This window comes from Actinomadura sp. ATCC 39365 (assembly GCF_054392275.1).
The window spans coordinates 163,918-180,984 of record NZ_CP184335.1; the positions used below are offsets into that span (position 1 = coordinate 163,918).

Here is a 17,067-nt window from a genome sequence, read left to right on the forward strand (position 1 = left end):
CGCCGGGCCGGCCCCTCGGGACACCCCTCTTTGCGGGCCGCTTGCCGAATCTCGATCCGGCGTTTTCCCCGTTCAGGTCTCTATGGGTAGGTCTCAGGGGATGGCGAAAAGGCTCTTTCCCCGCTCGATCCGCGGGCGCCTGACCACGCTCGCGACATTGGTGGCGGCAGTGGTCCTGGCCGTCACGGGCGCGCTCGCCCTCACCCTCGGGCCGGACAACCTGCACGGGCTCGTGGAGACCCGGGTGGAGCTGGCCGTCCGCAGGGTGGCCAGCGAGGCCCGCGCCGGGCAGCTGCCCGCGTCTCTGGAGGCCCCGGCCCGGGTGCAGCTCCTGCAGGTGGTCGACGCCGACGGACGCGTGCTGGCCACCAGCCCCGGCCTGCACCACGGCCAGCGGCTGTCCGGCATGCGGGTGGACAAGCCGGAGACCCTCTACAGCGCCGAGAGCACGCTCACCGGCCTCAGGGACGAGAAGGAGGCCCAGTACCTGATCATGGCGATCCAGGTGCACACCCCCGACGGCCGGCTCGTCACGGTGTACGGCGCCTCCTCCCTCAGCGACGTCAACCGGGCGCTGTCCTGGCTGAACGCCATGGTGTTCCTCGGCACGCCCATCGCCCTGGTGATCGTCGCCGGCATCACCTGGGTCGTGGTCGGCTCCGCGCTGCGCCCGGTCGAACGCATCCGCGCCGAGCTCGCCGAGATCACCGGCCGCGACCTGAGCCGGCGCGTGCCCGTCCCGGAGACCGGTGACGAGATCACCGACCTGGCCGCCACCACCAACCACACCCTCGACCGCCTCGAACGCTCGGCCGAGACCCAGCGCCGCTTCGTCGCCGACGCCTCCCACGAGCTGCGCAGCCCCATCTCCGCCCTGCGCACCCAGCTGGAGGTCGCCAACGCCTACCCCGACGAGACCGACTGGCCCGCCACCGGCGCCCGCGCCCTGGCCGCCGCCGAACGCCTCACCGGGATCATCGACGAGCTCCTCCTGCTGGCCCGCCTGGACGCCGGCGCCATCCCCGACCGCCGCGTCGTCGACATGTGCCGCCTGGCCGAGGAGCAGGTACGCCGCCGCGCGGGCGGCAAGATCCCCATCGTCGTGGACGTGTGCGCCCACGCCCCCGTCCTCGGCTCCCCCGTCCAGCTCGACCGGCTGCTGACGAACCTGCTGGACAACGCCACCCGGCACGCCGCGAGCCGGATCGACCTCAAGGTGTGGGTGGAGGGCGACCACGTCTGCGTCTCGGTCACCGACGACGGCGACGGCATCCCGCCCGCCGACCGCGAGCGCGTCTTCGAACGCTTCACCCGGCTGGAGGACGCCCGCCGGAAGGAGAAGGGCGGCAGCGGGCTGGGGCTGCCGCTGTCCCGCGAGATCTGCGCCTCGCACGGCGGCACCCTCAAGGTCGCCGACCACGAACCGGGCGCCCGCCTGGTGGCCCGCCTGCCACTGCACCGCGAACAGAGCCGTACAGGCCCCACCACCGACTCACCACACCGGCCCTGAGCCCCGCCGCACGCCGTCGTGCCGGGAGAGCCGGAGGTCCCGCGGGGCGGGCCTCCGGCTCGGGGGTTACTTGATCATCGTGATGCGGTTGGCCGCCGACGGGCTGATCGGCGAGTGCGCGGTCAGGTACGCCGTGAACGCGTCGAGGTCGACCGGTCCGCTCCATGTGTCCGTGCTCTGCGTGAACACCGAGAAGCCGTCACCGCCGCCCATCAGGAAGTTGTTCGCGGCGATCTTGATCGACTGCGTGTCCGTGACGGGAGCGCCGTTGAGCTTGATGTCCGACACGCGCGACCCCACCGGCTTGGTGGTGTCGAAGGTGTAGGTCAGCGACGACGACACCTGGAGCAGCCGGTGGTTGATCGCGCCCGTCGTCGGGTTGGGCGTCCAGACCTGCTGCTCCAGCAGCGCCTTGAGCTGCGCGCCCGTGTACGTCCGCACCTGCACGATGTTGCTGAACGGCTGGACGGCGAACGCCTCGCCGTAGGTGACGACGCCGTCGCCCTCGGCCCCCGACTGCGCGTACGTCAGCGAGGTGCGGATGCCGCCCGGGTTCATCAGCGCGATCTCGGCGCCCGCCGGCTTGGCCGCCTCCAGCTGGGAGTCGGCGATGAGGTCGCCGAGCGGCGTCTCCGGCCTGGTGGTCGCGGCCGAGGTGTTGGTGACGACGTTGGTGATGTCGCCGGTGATCGAGCCGATCTTGCGGTTGGCCACCTCGGCGCTGCGCGTCCGCCATGTCTGGACCTGCGCCTCGACCTGCGGGTCCGGGGTGACCGTACGGGCGACGACCTTGTTGTCCGCGGTGACCGAGGAACGGACCACGTCCCGGGTGCGCTTGTCGACCCGCAGGTCGATCTGGGTCAGCACGCGGCCGAACGACGAGCCCTGCGTGTAGTAGCGGTCCTGGCCCGCCGGGTCCTTGGTCTTGCAGATGTAGGCCTGGTGCGAGTGGCCGCTGATGACCAGGTCGATCTGCGGGTTCAGCTCCCTGGCGATGCGCGAGCCGGCGTTGGCGGTGTTCGCCGAGCACGCGTCCGGGCTCTGGTTCGGGGTGGTCGAGTCGCCCTCGTGCATCAGGACGACCTGCGCCTTGACGCCCCTGCGCGCCAGGTAGGCCGAGGCCCGGTTCGCCGCGGCGACCTCCTCGGTGAACTGCAGGCCCTTGATGCCCTCCGCGGTGACGATGGTCGGCGTGGTCGCCGTCACCAGGCCGATGAAGCCCACCTGCACGCCGTTGATCTTCTTGACGTAGAACGGCGGCAGGGCGTACTGGCCGGAGCCCTCCTTGAGGACGTTGGCGGCCAGGAAGTCGAAGTCCGTGCCCTTCCACTGGCCGGCGGGCGAGCAGCCGTCGACCGGGTGGCAGCCGCCGTTCATGAGGCGCTGCAGCTCGGCGTACCCCTCGTCGAACTCGTGGTTGCCGGCCGCGGTGGCGTTGAGGCCGAGCGAGCCGAGCACCTCCAGGGTGGGCTCGTCGTGGTAGGCGGCCGAGATCAGCGGGGACGCGCCGATCAGGTCGCCCGCCGCCACGAGCAGCGTGTTCTCGGTACGCGCCTGCTTGACGTACGTCGCCAGGTACGACGCGCCGCCGGCGATCGAGTACTTGCCGCCGGGCAGCCCGGTCAGCGAGCCGTCGGCGTCGACGAGGGGGCCGTCCGGGTCGAGGATGCGGCTGGAGGAGCCCGACGGCGGTTCGAGGTTGCCGTGCAGGTCGTTGATGCTCAGCAGGCGGACCGGGACGGTCGGCCCGCCGTGGCCGTTTCCGTGACCGGCCGAGCCGCTGGTCGCGGCGACCGCGGGCGCCATGGCCAGGGCGATCCCGGCCGCGGTGGCGGCGCCGGCCGTGCACAGCCGGAGGAGGGTGCGTGACGTCATGAGAGGGACGTTACGACGTCTCCCTATGCAACGAATGTCGCAAAGGTAACGATTGACCGGGGGGACCAATGGCATTGTTCGCCATTGGTACGCCTAGAGTTCCTTATGTGGGTGCACATGTGAAGATCTGCGAACGACTCGACGACGACGAGGTCTCCCAGGTTCTCCGCATCGTCGAGGCGGCGACCGAGACCGACGGGGTCCGCCCGCTCAACGAGCACGTGATGCTCCATCTCCGCTACGGCGGCGACCCCCGGGCCCGCTCGCTGCTGCTGCACGCCGACGACGGCGCCGCCGCGGGCTACGCGCACGTCGACCCGACCGACGAGGTCGAGGGTCCGAGCGCCGAGCTGGTCATCCATCCCGCCTATCGGCGAAAGGGCCACGGCACGCGGCTGCTGCGGGCCGTACTGGAGCTGACCGGGGGCAGGGTGCGGCTGTGGGCGCACGGCGACCACGCCGGCGCCGGGGCGCTGGCCACGTCGTTCGGCTTCGACCGGGTGCGCTCGCTGTGGCAGATGCGCCGCTCGCTGTTCGCCCCGCTGCCGCCCTACACGCTTCCGGAAGGTGTGGAGCTGCGCACGTTCGTCCCGGGTCAGGACGAGGAGGCGTGGCTCAAGGTGAACGCCGCCGCCTTCGCCCACCACCCCGAGCAGGGCGCGTGGACGCTCGACGACCTGCGCCGGCGCGAGCGCGAGCCCTGGTTCGACCCCGAGGGCTTCTTCCTGGCCGTACGCGGTGACCGGCTCGCCGGCTTCCACTGGACCAAGATCCACGGCTCGTCCGAGCACGGCCACGAGCCGCTCGGCGAGGTCTACGTCGTGGGCGTCGACCCCTCCCAGCAGGGCACCGGCCTGGGCCGCGTGCTCACCCTGGCCGGTCTGACCCACCTGCGCTCGCGCGGCCTCGCCCACGCGATGCTCTACGTGGACGAGGCCAACACGGCCGCGATCAGGCTGTACGAGTCCCTGGGCTTCGCCCGCTGGGACGTGGACGTGATGTACGCCGGCGGATGAACCCCCGGCGCCCTACTCCACCATCAGGTGGAGGACGGCGTAGGCCAACGCGGCCACGAGGGCGGCCGCCGGGATGGTGAGCACCCAGGCGGTCACGATGTTGCCGGCCACGCCCCACCGCACGGCGCTCAGCCGCTTGGTCGCGCCGACGCCCATGATCGCCGTGGTGATGGTGTGGGTGGTGGAGATCGGCGCGCCGAACCCGATCGCGGCGCCGTACAGGACGGTGGCCGCGGCCGACTCGGCGGCGAACCCCTGGGGCGGGTCGAGCGCGATGATCCGCCGGCCGAGCGTGCGCATGATGCGCCACCCGCCGGCATACGTGCCGAGCGAGATCGCACCGGCGGCGCTCAGGATGACCCACTGCGGGATCCCCTCGCCGGGGCTGGCGTACCCGCCGACCGTGAGCGCCAGGAAGATGACACCCATCGTCTTCTGCGCGTCCTGCAGGCCGTGCCCGAGCGCCATGGCGGCGGCGGAGACGGTCTGCGCGTAGCGGAAGCCGCGGTTGGTCCTGCCCGGCTGGCTGTTGCGGAAGATCCAGTAAATTGCGATCATGATCAGCGCGGCGAGGCTGAACCCGATCAGCGGCGACAGGATCATCGGGATGACGACCTTCTCGACGACGCCGTCCCAGTGCACCACGCTGGCCGAGGCCAGCGCGGAGCCCACCAGGCCGCCGATGAGCGCGTGACTGGAGGAGGAGGGCAGCCCGAAGTACCAGGTGATCAGGTTCCAGACGATCGCGCCGATGAGCGCAGCGGCCACGACGACCAGGCCGTGCGGACCGTCGGGAGCGTCGATGATCCCTTTTCCGACTGTCTGAGCCACCTGAGTGCCCAGGTGGGCGCCGATGAAGTTCATCGCCGCGGCCATGAACAACGCGGCCCTGGGAGTGAGCGCCCGGGTCGAGACGGAGGTCGCGATGGCGTTCGCCGCGTCGTGGAACCCGTTGGTGTAGTCGAAGGCCAGGGAGATGACGACCACGCCGATGACGAGGGCGAGCGTGAGGTCCACTGGGCCTAGCTTTCCTTGACCGCGATCGACTCGACGGTGTTGGCCACGTGCTCGAAGGCGTCGGCGGCCTCCTCCAGGGCGTCGACGACCTCCTTCATCTTCATGACGGTGAGCGCGTCGTACTCGCCGCTGAACAGCTTGGCCAGCAGCCTGCGGTAGACCTGGTCACCCTGGTTCTCCAGGCGGTTGACCTCGATCCAGTACTCGTTGAGGTTCTTCATGGAACGCAGCCGGGGCATCGCCTCGGCGGTCAGCTCGGCGGCACGTTCCAGGACCTCGACCTGCCGGACCACGTCTTTGGGGAGATGGTCGATCTGGTAGAGGACGATGAGGTCGGAGGCGGCCTCCATCGCGTCCATCACGTCGTCGAGGTTGGAGGCGAGGCGGTAGATGTCCTCACGGTCGAACGGAGTGATGAAGCTCTCGTTGAGCCGGTTCATGATCGCATGGGTGCGTTCGTCACCGGCGTGCTCGCAGGCGCGCATCTTCTCGGCCAGGGCTTCCCTGTCCGATCCGTCACTGATGATCTCGACCAGCAGACGGGATGCCGTGACCAGGTTGTTCGCCGAGTCGGCGAACAGGTCGTAGTAGCTGTCCTCACGTGGCGTGAGACGCAGGCGCACGTCGTTCTCCAGATGTGCGGGGATGGTCCGTGGAAGAGGGTACGGGTTACCAGGCGAAATGCGAACTTCATGTCCCCTTCGCCTTCTGGCTACCCTGCGTATGTTGTGCGACACCGGGGTTCGGAGTAGTTTGGCCGCTTTTTGCAGGGAAATCCGGCCGGTGACGTGGCCTGTTGTCGGGTGTGCGGAGGGCTCATCCTTCCGCGACGTTCCCTAAATGTTCACCTGTTGTTCACTCAAATCTTCGTCCGGTGGAAGTTCCTGAACGACCGGGACGGAGTCGGGCCCCGCTGACCCTGATACCGGGACCCGTACTTGGCCGACCCGTACGGATGCTCGGCGGGCGAGCTGAGCCGGAACACGCACAACTGCCCGATCTTCATCCCCGGCCACAGCTTGATGGGCAGGGTCGCCACGTTGGACAGCTCGAGCGTGACGTGCCCGCTGAAGCCCGGATCGATGAACCCGGCGGTCGAGTGCGTCAGCAGGCCCAGCCGTCCGAGCGAGCTCTTCCCCTCCAGCCGCGAGGCCAGGTCGTCGGGGAGCGTGATCACCTCATAGGTGGAGGCCAGCACGAACTCCCCCGGATGCAGGATGAACGGCTCGTCACCGGACGGCTCGACCATCCGCGTGAGATCCGGCTGCTCGACGGCAGGGTCGATATGGGGGTACTTGTGGTTCTCGAAGACACGGAAGTAGCGGTCGAGCCGTACGTCGATGCTGGACGGCTGGATCATGTCCTGGTGGAAGGGGTCTAGGGCGAGCCGGCCGGAGTCGATCTCAGCAAGGATGTCACGGTCAGATAGCAACACGGTGAGCCAACTTACCGTCCCGGCCGGAAAAGGTGGGGCGTTGGGTTTGCTGTTGGGGGGCAAGTTTCCGCTACAGTGGGGACGCGTACTTCGGTTCGTGCGGGTGTAGTTCAATGGCAGAACATCAGCTTCCCAAGCTGACAGCGCGGGTTCGATTCCCGTCACCCGCTCCAATCTCCAGAGGCGATAAGCCTCATCAGTTGATCGCGAGCACGCCGTGCAGAGCCTCTGGCGCGCATACCGTTGGTCAGGGTCTCTGAACTCCGTGCCGTTCTCGTCGAGGGCGTTGTAGATCGTTACTCGGCCTTGCGGGAAGAGCAATCCGACAGCCACCATCCCGTGCGCCATGTCCTCCCCCATCCACATCAGAAGCTCCACGGCCTGCAGCCTCTGCCCCTGCAACCGCGCCAGTTCGTCAGGCGCACCCCCTCGCCATGTCAGCCGGAACCCCTCTCCCACCCAATCCAGCGGCCGAGCCGGATCGACCGTGTTTCACGTGACCGAGATTTCATCGAACTTCTGGTGGGTGACCTCGACCTGCTCCCCCTCGAAGTCCAACAGGACCAGGCCATCGGAGAACCAGACATCCTCGTCGAGGTCCCACACCAGCAGAGCGCGCGTCAGTCTTCGCCCTTCCAGCATGGCCAGTCTCGGACCATGTGCGGCGGCGACCGCTGAGCTCCCGCTCAACCATGCGGGCCGGTATCCACTGATTCCAAAGTCGAACTTCTGACGATCATGCCGGTGGTTGACATGAGGACGTCACCGGCATACGAGATGCTGTGCACGACAAGGGAGAGCCAGCGTCCATGCCAGATGCGTGCAAGTAACGGACGGCGATCAGCGATGGATCGCGGGGACTCTCGGTCACTCGACCAGCTCCAACCTGCGCCCTATTCCTCCGTCCACAGGAGCACATGCATGAGCGCCATGCACGACTACTACCGTGCCCCCGATCGCGCCACGGCCACCTGGCGGCCAAACGAGCTACGGGCATCACACAGACCCCTCCCCGACGCTCCGGAATTCGATGTCGTCGAAACCAAATGGGTCGATCCAAACGGATCCCTGAGCAGCCTTGTGGCCGTCATCAAGGGCGTCCCCTACTCGAACGACCTGGTCGAGACAGTTACCTTGTACCCCCCGATCGACGGCAGACCGGCGACCGAAGACGAATGGCTGGCTCTTCCGGAGGACTCCCCCTACCGCGAGGGACCCGAGATCGAGGAATTGCCAGTGAGCGCCCGTGACACCCTGGCCGAGGTCGACAACGCCCGCCTGCCTGAAGTGGCCCAGAGATGGACGCGTGAACCTCTCTCCAGCTTCCATGAGGGTGACGATGTGCTCGATCTCGTCAAGGAGTTCGTCACGCTGGCACGGCGCGCCAAGGAGAGCGGGCAACTGCTCTACTGCTGGTGGATTTCCGGTTAGCCGTCCACCTACCGATCCATGTCCTCCTCATCGAGTGGCGGAAGGACGGCACATGCGTCGGCGATTTCTCCTCTTGCGATCAGGTCCTCCACCGCGGCGATCATCGAGTCGAAGCCGGGTCCACGGATGATGATCAGACCGGAGCACCAGAAGTACCGGCCACTGAGACACTCGCCTGTCTCCCGCTGGTGATCCATGATCTTGCTGACGACGCCGAGCGTCATGAACGTCGCGTACCGACGAGTGCCGTCGGCCAGTGTGATGGTCGCGTCGGCTTCGTCAGCAGTTTCGGGGGCGTACCCTTCCCAGCGCGGGATCAGCATCTCGAAGCCTGGCTTGCTGATGCGGTAGAAAGCGCCGTCGATCTCGATCATGAGCCTCACCCTGTCGAGCATCACGGGACGCTGCAACAGAAGTGCATCAACTCGCGCTGTCTATACAGGTCACGCCCCGGCTGGTCGGGCCACTAGCGGGCCATCAAGAGGGGTGACAAGCGGTCGATCACGGTCACTCATGACCAGGTGCCTGCGCAGCTCAGATCCTCATCAGGCCGTGGTCGATGCAGTTCCCAAGCTGACTGCGCGGGTTCGATTCCCGTCACCCGCTCCACATCAGGAAGCCCAGATGGACCGATGGATCCGGCGCCTGGGCTTGATCTTTCAGGGGCTTGTTCTCATCCGCGTGCCAGATCAGATGATCTAGACATGGCGGGCCGCCGACGAGGACATCATGCGGTCGACGGCCCAGGGCGGTCACCCCATGATCTGGTGCAGCAGTCCAACCGCCGCCAGCCACACCGGGACTGCGCCCACAGCTCGTTACGAAGCCTGTGACCTGCGCAACCGCAGATGCCACCGCCAGGATTGTCACCCACCTCTGGGGCGCGCGATCGCTCCCACGGCGGCATCTGCTTTGTTTCGCGACTGCCCCTTCCATGCGCTCATCAGCGACGTCTTCCCTCTATGGCTGCTGAGGGACGTGAGGCCGCGGTACCGGATTCGGGGAAGGCTTGTCAGCTGGTCAGGAGTCCGGCCATGCTCTTCGCATGTCGCCGGACTCCTCAGATCGAGCAGGGCTGCTTCGAGAGACGATCCGTGCGGAAGCTGGGCGGATCGACCGGCAGCGCAGCCGGAATCGGCGTCAAGCCTTCGCTCTGCGGATCGTCGTGGTACTCGCCTCGGCGACGACGACGGTGCTCCTGGGGTTCAAAGCCCAAGGGAGTCTCGGCACCACGCTGACCAATGTGGCACTTGTCTGTAGCGCTGCTGCCACCGTTGTCCTTGCATGGGAAGCCTTCTACAATCCAAGATCACTGTGGGTGATCGAAGTCAACCATCTCGCGCAGCTTGAGGCATTGGATCGCCGACTGGCGGACATGTGTGCCCGCTCCAGTGGGCCCTTGGACGATGCCGACCTGGATGAACTGCGTGACGCTTTCGAAGGGCTCATGACCGCGCACCTGGCAGCGTGGACCTCCCTGCGAGCACAACAGGCGCCGGCTCCCCTCCCCCGAATCCCACTGCCGCACCGAACTCTCACCCCACCACCCGACCCGCCGATTCATAGCCGCGATGCCGCGCCGGCTACGTACGGTCGAGTCAGCACATGCGGTCTGGCAAGCGTTCGGGCGCGAACCCGAACATCGGCCATGGATCAGGGAGGATGGCGTTGCCGTCCTTCCCGAATGACCGCCTCTGGCCGGGCGCTCCGACTCCAAGGTGATCGCCAAGGGGTGCTCCTCGTGGCTGGCCGTAACTGGCTGAGATATGGGCCTGCTCCCTGACCCTGACCAGCCGCCGTCCTGACGTACTCGACTGAGCGCAACGTGAGCGTACTTACGCGTCTGCCGAATTTCCGAGTGGTTCTTTTGGGTATCAAGGCGTCGGCTGCCTCGCCCAGCCCGCGCGGTCCTACCCGCGAACTGGGACCTGGGGGCCGGTCTCGCACAGGGAACCATGTGACCCAGAGGGCTATCGCGCGGCAATACCCTGCTCTACGATCACCGTTCGTGGATATCCTCTTGTACCACCTCGGAGATCCATTTTTCGCCGATCGCTGGCTCTATACGGGAGCAATCCTTTTACCCGTGATAGTCCTGCTCGCACATCGCATGAAGCATGGCAGGTGGCCTACCGCCTTGCGCGTGGTGGGTATCACTTCACTGATTCTTGGATTCTGGCTACTTCTACGAGTCGGCTTTATCGCCATGCGCTTCGGAGGTAATCCTCCCGTCCTGGAGATTGTGGTCAAGGTAGCCATCGGCCTTCTTCTCGGCGCGGGGATCTGCCTCATCGTTGACCTTCTGCGAGACAAGAAGCCTCCGGCGGAGGCACTCCGACCCCGGGGTGCTCCCGGTGCAGATGGCCGAGATCCTCGTGCCGCCGTGGTGGAAGGCTGATCATCCTGTCCGCCATCGACGCGGGACAAGCCCAGTGGACCGGACGATCAGGACGGGAAAGATGTGCGGGCTCGCAGCCGCGTGACACTCTCCCACCATGAAGGTGGCCGCGGACGGCAGAACGCCCCTGCCGAGGAGCCTGATAGCGAATGAGGTCGAGACGGACGACGGCTACGTTTTCGAGCTGGAGTCGCCGCTTCTGCTCAACGTCGATGATCGGCTCGGCTTCGAGAACGGGCGCTTGGTTGTGGAGCGGGTGGCAGGAGGTCGACCAGCCCCTGAGGGAGCGTGGTCCACGCGATGCCGTCGACACGGTAGCTAGGTCACCGTTCATGTGGCGCCGGCTGATCAGGTCGAGGCGGCGTCGGGGAAGAGGTGATCGCCTGTAACACGTCGGCACTATCCGCCTCTACGCGCTCGGGTCCTTGCGCCGACCACGTCGTTGCCACCAAGCCCAGTCCGAATCGGGCGACGTATGCAGCATTGGTGAGGTCCGGCGGAGGTAATACAGGTCGACCGGCAGGACCAAGGCGTACAGGCGCGACCTTGCCCACGGTGGTAAGTCGGTGAGCGCCTGTTGCAGGCGCTGGCGGGGTGCGTCTCCCGTGCACTCCTCGCATTCACACCTGAAGAAGACACGGCCGGCGGTCCCCATCAGGGCCGCCTCCTGCCAAGCCGCCAGGGCCGTCGCCACCGCGCCGGGCCACATGCGGGTGTGTTCCAGGGTGATCACCGCAGCCATAGTGCGACGGCCGAGCCCGGGAACATGATGGATCACAGGTCTGTGGGTCTCGCACGCCGATCCGCGCGTACGGACCTCTGAAGGGCGCCTACGCGGCATGGCCCTTTCTGGTCGATGACATGAGCACGATGATCGCATACGAGGAGCGTGTCATCCAAGTCCCGAGCATTCGCGGAAACCCATGCCTCCTTCGGCGGGGGCGCTCCAGCTCAGGGTGATGGCTGCGTCACGCCGGGGGCGTAGGTGGGTGAGGTAGAAGCCTGATCATCGGAATGACGGCGGAAGGAAGCGTCTGACGGTGGAGATGCGCGCGGCTCCGCAAGAAATCTATAGTGGCGGAGCTTCACCTACATATTGAGGTGTTCACGTGACCAAACCCATCGGAATGCTCTATCAGACCATCCCCCTGACACTGGGCGGGGTCGTCTTCGTGGCCTTGTTCTTGGTTTTGCGGCGCACACAGCGGCGCTCCCACTACCTCTTGTGGCCGGCAGCCGCCTGGTTCCTGGCTGCATTGGACGAGTGGTACATGAGCACCTATCAGCCGGAGATGAACATTCGAATCGACGCACTACCTTGCTTGCTGCTGATGGCCACCACCACATTGATCTGCGTTCCGATGGCCTTCCTTCGTCAGCGGGCGTAGTCGAATCGCAACGCGAATATTTTCCAGCCCGACCGGAAGATCGCGTCGCAATCAGCGTGTGATGAGAAGGGACGACAAGAGGTTCGGAGCCCTACGGCATCATGACAAATATGAACCACCCCAGCGTCGAGGAGATCCGCGGGCGCAAGCGATGGGTCTTGTCCGTGATCGCAGAGCAGGGCGGAAATCGTCTGGATCTACCGCCGGCCGATCAGCCGTACACGTGCCCATGCTGTTTCCACCCCACCCTTCTGGACCGCGGCGGCTTCGGGTTCTGCGAAGAGTGCGACTGGGAGGACGACGGTCAGGACGATCACAACGCCGATGTCGTCATGGGCGGCCCCAACGGGTCGGACAGCCTCACCGCAGCGCGGCAGCGCTACCGCGATATGCGTGGACTGCCGCCGCTGGACCTGTGACGACAACGGCCACGAACAAAGGCAGAGCAGCCCAGACCTCGGAACCGACGTTCTACGCAACGGGGAGCCGTACGACCACGTGGTTGATCGTGCTCATATGAAGCGGTCAGCATGCGCTGATCTCCGTCCCGGAACCAGCCCTTGTCCTACGTCTTGGCAGAGAACGGGTACGCATCGTTGACGACCAGTTCCGTCACATTGTGCAGGCGGCTGTAGTAGCCAAAGGCATCGGGGAAGGAGCGGGGGTAGCCCAGGTGAGGCAGATGCCATCGGAGTTTGCGCAGGCAGCCGAGAAGAGTGGCCTCGTGACCGGAACCGATCACGCCGTTGTTGCGCAGGTAGGTCGATACGCAGTCGGCGAGAGTGGCGTTCAGTTCGAGGAGGTCGTGCCTCACCGAGGTTGGTACGTCAGGAAATGGGACGGACACATGCTGGCCCCACAGGATCCCGACCTCGCGGAACATCACCCGATGGCCTTCCGGTCCGGGCCATCTCCATCCATGCAGATAGCGCACCTCGGACGCCAACGGGCTACGGCGATGCTTCGGCTTTTCGAGGCGGCGCCGGTCTGCGAAGGCGTCGACCTCCGCCAGCCAGGCATTCCGGCTGAGTTCCAGCATCTCCAGCGCTCGGATCAGAGCCGACTCATCGCGCCGGAGATTTCCTGCCGTGGCAAGGTATGAGTAGGTCGCGTTGAAGCCGATCGGGTGGTAGCAGCCGGCCGCGCATCTCAGCGCGCACAAGCGTCTCCTGTGAGGAAGGTCACGGTCGCGGACGCGTCTGGCGTATGTCCCGAATCCCACAGCACCGCCTCCGGCCGTGATCGATGCAGTTGCCGAGCTGAGCGCGGGGTCGATTCCCGTCACCCACTCCACGCTTCCGTCTCTATGGCGTTTCAGTCGCCGTCGGAAGAGCGGCTGGTCTTATTCGTCGTCCTCGTCGCCCGTGTATGCCTCGTACAGCTTGCGGCGGAGGAGGTCGGTTCGGACGGTCAGGGCGCCGAGGAGTTCCTCGTCGCTCAGCCCGTCCGTGGTTCTGAAGGCCCATGAGGAATGGCCTTCCTCGTCGAGGCACTTCACGAGGACTATCGCGCCCAGAGCGGTCCATCCTTCGGGAAGCGGGTAGACGTCGAGGCCGTTCAGGGCCTGGCCGACGGGTACTTCCCTTTCCTCTGTCACGGAGCCTCCTGATGGCTGGTGGCACGAACGGGGGTGTGCTGCTCGAGCGCGTCGCAGCAAACAGCGAAACCGCTGTGCCGGGGGCACTCGACTTCCCCGGCTCGGGGGCAGTAGTAGATATCCGGACAGCCGCAGTCGAAGAACACGGGCAAGGGGTCAGGCAGGGCGGCCACGTTCCAGATGATGTGCCGCCGGTTCCCCGCTGCGCAACTGCTTTGGTCTCCGAGCCGGAGGGCGGACGGCGGCGGAACTCGGCGGGCGGACGTCGGCCGGCCAGTGTGCCTCGCCGCCGGAGCGTGCGGTCTTCCGCACCTCGCGGTATTCGTGCACGGCGGTACGTCCGTCTCCCGCGAGCGGGAAAAGCTGGTAGTCGGGGCCGAAGCCACCGTTGGCCACCTCGCGGTAGAGCCGCGTGAGCAGCTGAGGAAGTCGAAAGCCCAAGATGCGTTCCGCCTGTGCCACCTCCTCCGCCGTCGCGGGGGAGGCAGGTGCTCCGTGGTCGCGCCCGCCTTCGCCGACACTTGGTGGAAGAGATCGCCGGTGTCCGTCACGACGGTGATCCTGCCAGCCGCTCACGACAGATCTTCATCGGCAGAGCCGCTCTCCGCTGTGCCGTCCCCGCCTGACGTGGCTATGCGGCCGGATCCCGGGTGATCCTCGTTCCTACGTCCTCTCCTTGGCAGATCGCCTTCATCACGCCCGTCGCCGCCACGTCGAACACGTGCATGAGAAGCCCTTGCTCGTTGGCGAGCACGAAGGCGCTCTCGTCCATCACCTTCACCCCGGCCGCCAGAGCTTCTCGATAGGTGAGGTTGGTGTACCGCTTGGCATCCGGGTTCACGTTCGGGTCGCTGTCGTACACCCCGTCGACACCGCGCTTGGCGACCAGCAGGGCGTCCGCTTCGAGCTCCAGAGCCCGCTGAACAGCCGGATAGTCCGTCGTGACGTACGGCTGGCCGATGCCACCGGCGAGCAGGACGATCAGCCCGCGGCGAAGGTGCCGGTCGGCGCGAAGCCGGATGAAGGGCTCCGCGACGCTCTGCATCGGCACTGCCGTCATCACCCGCACATCCGTTCGCGAACGCGCGGTGAGCACTCCGCGCAACATCAACGCGTTCATCACCGTGCCGAGCATGCCGATGTTGTCGGCTTCGGCGCGGCCTATCCCCCAGCCCTCGGCCATCCGGCCGCGGAAGTAGTTGCCGCCGCCGATGACCACCGCGACCTCGACGCCCAACGTGCTGACGGAGAGAATTTCGTCCGCCAGTTGGGCGAGACTGGCCGGATCGGTTCCCCAACCGGCATCTCCCGCGAGTGCCTCGCCGCTCAGCTTCACCACGACCCGTGAGTAACGACTCATCCCGTTCCTTTCACGGCCGCGCCCTCGGCGACCCGATCAAGGATACGAGGCGCGATCTCGCCAGGAGAGCCCTGAGCGAGGACGATCCGGCGTGCCAGTCGCGAGACCGCATCACTCGTTCCACGCCTTGATGCCGAATGTCCTGGTCAGAGAATGGTGCAACGCTTCCGCGGTCTGACGGGACAGAAGGGCATGACGGAACTGAGAACCGCGGACCCGCCCGATCTCGAGCAGGTCTATCGCGACCAGCGGACGACGCTGCTTCGCCTGGCGTTCTTGCTGACAGGCTCGCGGGAACAGGCCGAAGACATCGTCCAAACAGCCTTCGTGACGGCGTGCGCGCGCTGGGACCGAATCGAGCAACCCCTGGCGTACCTGAAACGGGCGGTGGTGAACCGGGCGAACAGCACTCATCGGCGATGGGCGCGCGAGCGCGGGCGACACGTTGTCGAGCGAACAACGGAGATACCAGACATCGACGAGACCTGGACCGTCGTCAGGCAACTGCCGGGGAGGCAGCGAATCGTCGTGGTGCTGCACTTCTACGAGGACCTTCCGCTGGTCGAGATCGCCTGCATCCTCTCCCGGCCCGCGGCCACCATCCGGTCCGATCTCAAGCGTGCTCTCGCCCGACTCAGGAAGGTAATGAAATGAACAACCGCGAAACAGATGTCGCGATCGAGCCCGAACTCGACTCCCGCTTGCGGCGGACCCTGTCAGCGGTAGCCATGACAGTCGGCGACATCGACGAGCCACAGGTGGCCCCCTTCCCCACCCGGCCGCGCTTGCCGCGCCGACGGCGCTTGGCGTCGGCGTTGGGCACGGTGATGATCATGGCGCCGCTGCTTGGATTCGCCTATGTCCAGGTCGGCGCGGAGTACGTCGACCGGCTGCCGACCGAGAATGCCCTGTTTCAGGGCAGGAGCGGAACGGACCAGTACTGGCTCGTGCCGTCCTTCCACCAGGACCCCTGCGGCAAGCCGATGCCCGGTGTGGAGTTGGTCTCCAGACGCCGGAACATCGTTGGCGCCGCATGGGACACAGCCATCGTCACGTACGGCAGAGCGAACGCGGACGCCAAGGGCTGCTTCACCGCCGGCCCTCAGTCCGCCTCTCCCGGCCAGGCCGACATCGCGGTGACACGGCTGGGGCCCGGGGACGACCACACCACCGATTGGATCGTCTTCGGCGCCTTTCACCCTTCCGTCCACAGCGTTCGCCTGACCGCAGGGGATGCGGCGACACGTACTGTCAGCACCCTCCCCCGCACCGATGACCCAGCCGGGCCCCGTTACGCTGCGCTCACCATGCCCGCCTCCGTCACGCAGGCGACGATCACCCTGCTGGACAGCCACGGCGTGGCTGTACCCGGCGGAGTCCGTCACTTCCAGCCGCATACGCCCGACGAATGAGCCCACTGCCTACAACGGCCATCGGAGTCGTTCCTGGTCGTTCCGATGTCCCCCTGCTCAGCAGGTGTTCGGCTGCCGGCCCGTTTGGCATGATCCACTGCATGCGAACCCGGATGTTCTTCGTGCGCCACGGGGACTCCCTCCACAAGCAGGAGGGCGTGATAGGCGGCCCGAAGGGATGCCGCGGCCTCACCGAGACCGGACATCAGCAGGCGGCACGGCTCGGGCGGCGGATCGCCGCGGAAATCGGCGACGACACGACCACGGTCTACTCCTCACCCCTGCCACGCGCCGTGCAGACAGCCGCCGCGATCGCGACGGCCGGCCCTCGGCACAGTACTGCGGGCTCTGCACGTGGCACACACCGCCGGAGGCGGACGGACTCACCGACCGTCATCGTGGTCGGTCACGCCGAGACGGTCGAGATCTCGTTCAACGCCCTCGGGCTGCTGCCGGTCTACCGGTCCTTCGACCTCAAGGTGTCCCCGGCGTCGGTGACGGAATGGGTCACCGACGAGGAGCCGGCACAGTGGCCGCCTCCCAGGTGGACCCGCGTTCGGTTCAACGAGACCCCAGCCCTCGGGGGAGGCGCTGCGGCTCCGGGGTGATCGCCGTGCCGTCGCGGCTC

General features: G+C 66.6%; 20 protein-coding genes and 1 tRNA gene. 11 read left to right on the forward strand and 10 right to left on the reverse strand.

Annotated features, from left to right (window positions below):
• Positions 1-160 precede the first annotated feature (160 nt).
• Positions 161-1,510, forward strand: coding sequence for a sensor histidine kinase (locus ACNF49_RS00930; protein ID WP_482942507.1), 1,350 nt, complete (start codon positions 161-163; stop codon positions 1,508-1,510).
• A gap of 66 nt (positions 1,511-1,576) precedes the next feature.
• On the opposite strand, the gene ACNF49_RS00935 is transcribed toward ACNF49_RS00930, so the two are convergent.
• Positions 1,577-3,385: a bifunctional metallophosphatase/5'-nucleotidase gene (locus ACNF49_RS00935; protein WP_482942508.1), complete on the reverse strand. Its 1,809-nt coding sequence runs from the start codon at positions 3,383-3,385 to the stop codon at positions 1,577-1,579.
• Between the two features lie 107 nt (positions 3,386-3,492).
• Between ACNF49_RS00935 and mshD the strand changes: the two genes are divergently transcribed.
• Entirely contained in the window at positions 3,493-4,401 is a 909-nt protein-coding gene (mshD, locus tag ACNF49_RS00940; RefSeq protein WP_482942509.1) for a mycothiol synthase, read from the forward strand.
• A 12-nt stretch (positions 4,402-4,413) separates the two neighbouring features.
• On the opposite strand, the gene ACNF49_RS00945 is transcribed toward mshD, so the two are convergent.
• From ACNF49_RS00945 to dcd, 3 genes are all read right to left on the reverse strand, one after another.
• Positions 4,414-5,418, reverse strand: coding sequence for an inorganic phosphate transporter (locus tag ACNF49_RS00945; RefSeq protein ID WP_357967035.1), 1,005 nt, complete (start codon positions 5,416-5,418; stop codon positions 4,414-4,416).
• A 5-nt stretch (positions 5,419-5,423) separates the two neighbouring features.
• Positions 5,424-6,041, reverse strand: coding sequence for a DUF47 domain-containing protein (locus ACNF49_RS00950; RefSeq protein WP_106243913.1), 618 nt, complete (start codon positions 6,039-6,041; stop codon positions 5,424-5,426).
• A gap of 236 nt (positions 6,042-6,277) precedes the next feature.
• On the reverse strand, positions 6,278-6,853 hold the full coding sequence (gene dcd, locus ACNF49_RS00955) for a dCTP deaminase (protein ID WP_357967032.1): 576 nt from the start codon (positions 6,851-6,853) through the stop codon (positions 6,278-6,280).
• A 99-nt stretch (positions 6,854-6,952) separates the two neighbouring features.
• Between dcd and ACNF49_RS00960 the strand changes: the two genes are divergently transcribed.
• Positions 6,953-7,026 (forward strand) — tRNA-Gly (locus ACNF49_RS00960).
• Positions 7,027-7,345: 319 nt separating this feature from the next.
• On the opposite strand, the gene ACNF49_RS00965 is transcribed toward ACNF49_RS00960, so the two are convergent.
• A complete protein-coding gene (locus ACNF49_RS00965; protein WP_482942510.1) occupies positions 7,346-7,495 on the reverse strand; it encodes a hypothetical protein in 150 nt (49 codons plus the stop codon).
• A 279-nt stretch (positions 7,496-7,774) separates the two neighbouring features.
• Here ACNF49_RS00965 and ACNF49_RS00970 point away from each other — a divergent pair, with 279 nt between their 5' ends.
• Positions 7,775-8,284 carry a hypothetical protein gene (locus tag ACNF49_RS00970; protein ID WP_482942511.1) on the forward strand — a complete coding sequence of 170 codons (510 nt, stop codon included), beginning with the start codon at positions 7,775-7,777 and terminating at the stop codon, positions 8,282-8,284.
• Positions 8,285-8,292: 8 nt separating this feature from the next.
• Here the strand turns inward: ACNF49_RS00970 and ACNF49_RS00975 are convergent, their stop codons facing one another.
• The gene (locus ACNF49_RS00975) at positions 8,293-8,658 is read right to left on the reverse strand and encodes a hypothetical protein (protein WP_357967024.1); all 366 of its coding nucleotides are present in this window, start codon (positions 8,656-8,658) and stop codon (positions 8,293-8,295) included.
• A gap of 671 nt (positions 8,659-9,329) precedes the next feature.
• On the opposite strand from ACNF49_RS00975, the gene ACNF49_RS00980 reads away from it, so the two are divergent.
• Together ACNF49_RS00980 and ACNF49_RS00985 are read left to right on the forward strand one after the other, a co-directional pair.
• On the forward strand, positions 9,330-10,067 hold the full coding sequence (locus ACNF49_RS00980) for an SLATT domain-containing protein (protein ID WP_482942512.1): 738 nt from the start codon (positions 9,330-9,332) through the stop codon (positions 10,065-10,067).
• A 225-nt stretch (positions 10,068-10,292) separates the two neighbouring features.
• Complete coding sequence (locus tag ACNF49_RS00985) at positions 10,293-10,682, forward strand: hypothetical protein (RefSeq protein ID WP_357967018.1); 390 nt, start codon at positions 10,293-10,295, stop codon at positions 10,680-10,682.
• A gap of 409 nt (positions 10,683-11,091) precedes the next feature.
• Here ACNF49_RS00985 and ACNF49_RS00990 read toward each other — a convergent pair whose 3' ends face one another.
• Positions 11,092-11,415, reverse strand: a complete 324-nt coding sequence (locus ACNF49_RS00990; RefSeq protein ID WP_482942513.1) for a hypothetical protein — start codon at positions 11,413-11,415, stop codon at positions 11,092-11,094.
• 376 nt (positions 11,416-11,791) lie between these two features.
• On the opposite strand from ACNF49_RS00990, the gene ACNF49_RS00995 reads away from it, so the two are divergent.
• Both ACNF49_RS00995 and ACNF49_RS01000 read left to right on the forward strand, forming a co-directional pair.
• Positions 11,792-12,070, forward strand: a complete 279-nt coding sequence (locus tag ACNF49_RS00995) for a hypothetical protein (protein WP_482942514.1) — start codon at positions 11,792-11,794, stop codon at positions 12,068-12,070.
• 110 nt (positions 12,071-12,180) lie between these two features.
• On the forward strand, positions 12,181-12,489 hold the full coding sequence (locus tag ACNF49_RS01000; protein ID WP_482942515.1) for a CPCC family cysteine-rich protein: 309 nt from the start codon (positions 12,181-12,183) through the stop codon (positions 12,487-12,489).
• 146 nt (positions 12,490-12,635) lie between these two features.
• On the opposite strand, the gene ACNF49_RS01005 is transcribed toward ACNF49_RS01000, so the two are convergent.
• From ACNF49_RS01005 to pyrH, 3 genes are all read right to left on the reverse strand, one after another.
• Positions 12,636-13,232 carry a hypothetical protein gene (locus ACNF49_RS01005; RefSeq protein ID WP_482942516.1) on the reverse strand — a complete coding sequence of 199 codons (597 nt, stop codon included), beginning with the start codon at positions 13,230-13,232 and terminating at the stop codon, positions 12,636-12,638.
• A gap of 180 nt (positions 13,233-13,412) precedes the next feature.
• The gene (locus ACNF49_RS01010) at positions 13,413-13,667 is read right to left on the reverse strand and encodes a hypothetical protein (RefSeq protein WP_352323926.1); all 255 of its coding nucleotides are present in this window, start codon (positions 13,665-13,667) and stop codon (positions 13,413-13,415) included.
• Between the two features lie 631 nt (positions 13,668-14,298).
• A complete protein-coding gene (pyrH, locus tag ACNF49_RS01015) occupies positions 14,299-15,006 on the reverse strand; it encodes a UMP kinase (protein ID WP_482942517.1) in 708 nt (235 codons plus the stop codon).
• Between the two features lie 174 nt (positions 15,007-15,180).
• Here pyrH and ACNF49_RS01020 point away from each other — a divergent pair, with 174 nt between their 5' ends.
• From ACNF49_RS01020 to ACNF49_RS01030, 3 genes are all read left to right on the forward strand, one after another.
• Entirely contained in the window at positions 15,181-15,681 is a 501-nt protein-coding gene (locus tag ACNF49_RS01020; RefSeq protein ID WP_482942518.1) for an RNA polymerase sigma factor, read from the forward strand.
• Positions 15,678-16,439, forward strand: coding sequence for a hypothetical protein (locus ACNF49_RS01025; protein ID WP_482942519.1), 762 nt, complete (start codon positions 15,678-15,680; stop codon positions 16,437-16,439). The genes ACNF49_RS01020 and ACNF49_RS01025 overlap by 4 nt, the downstream gene beginning before the upstream one ends.
• 113 nt (positions 16,440-16,552) lie before the next feature.
• The gene (locus ACNF49_RS01030; protein ID WP_498701771.1) at positions 16,553-17,047 is read left to right on the forward strand and encodes a histidine phosphatase family protein; all 495 of its coding nucleotides are present in this window, start codon (positions 16,553-16,555) and stop codon (positions 17,045-17,047) included.
• The last annotated feature ends 20 nt before the right edge of the window (positions 17,048-17,067 follow it).

Bases quoted from the DNA above. Each gene is read 5' to 3' on its own strand.
- ACNF49_RS00935 (WP_482942508.1), bottom strand. From the start codon at position 3,385: ATGACGTCACGCACCCTCCTCCGGCTGTGCACGGCCGGCGCCGCCACC.
- ACNF49_RS00965 (WP_482942510.1), bottom strand. From the start codon at position 7,495: ATGCTGGAAGGGCGAAGACTGACGCGCGCTCTGCTGGTGTGGGACCTC.
- ACNF49_RS00970 (WP_482942511.1), top strand. From the start codon at position 7,775: ATGAGCGCCATGCACGACTACTACCGTGCCCCCGATCGCGCCACGGCC.
- ACNF49_RS00975 (WP_357967024.1), bottom strand. From the start codon at position 8,658: ATGATCGAGATCGACGGCGCTTTCTACCGCATCAGCAAGCCAGGCTTC.
- ACNF49_RS00980 (WP_482942512.1), top strand. From the start codon at position 9,330: ATGTCGCCGGACTCCTCAGATCGAGCAGGGCTGCTTCGAGAGACGATC.
- ACNF49_RS01000 (WP_482942515.1), top strand. From the start codon at position 12,181: ATGAACCACCCCAGCGTCGAGGAGATCCGCGGGCGCAAGCGATGGGTC.
- ACNF49_RS01020 (WP_482942518.1), top strand. From the start codon at position 15,181: ATGGTGCAACGCTTCCGCGGTCTGACGGGACAGAAGGGCATGACGGAA.
- ACNF49_RS01025 (WP_482942519.1), top strand. From the start codon at position 15,678: ATGAACAACCGCGAAACAGATGTCGCGATCGAGCCCGAACTCGACTCC.
- ACNF49_RS01030 (WP_498701771.1), top strand. From the start codon at position 16,553: ATGTTCTTCGTGCGCCACGGGGACTCCCTCCACAAGCAGGAGGGCGTG.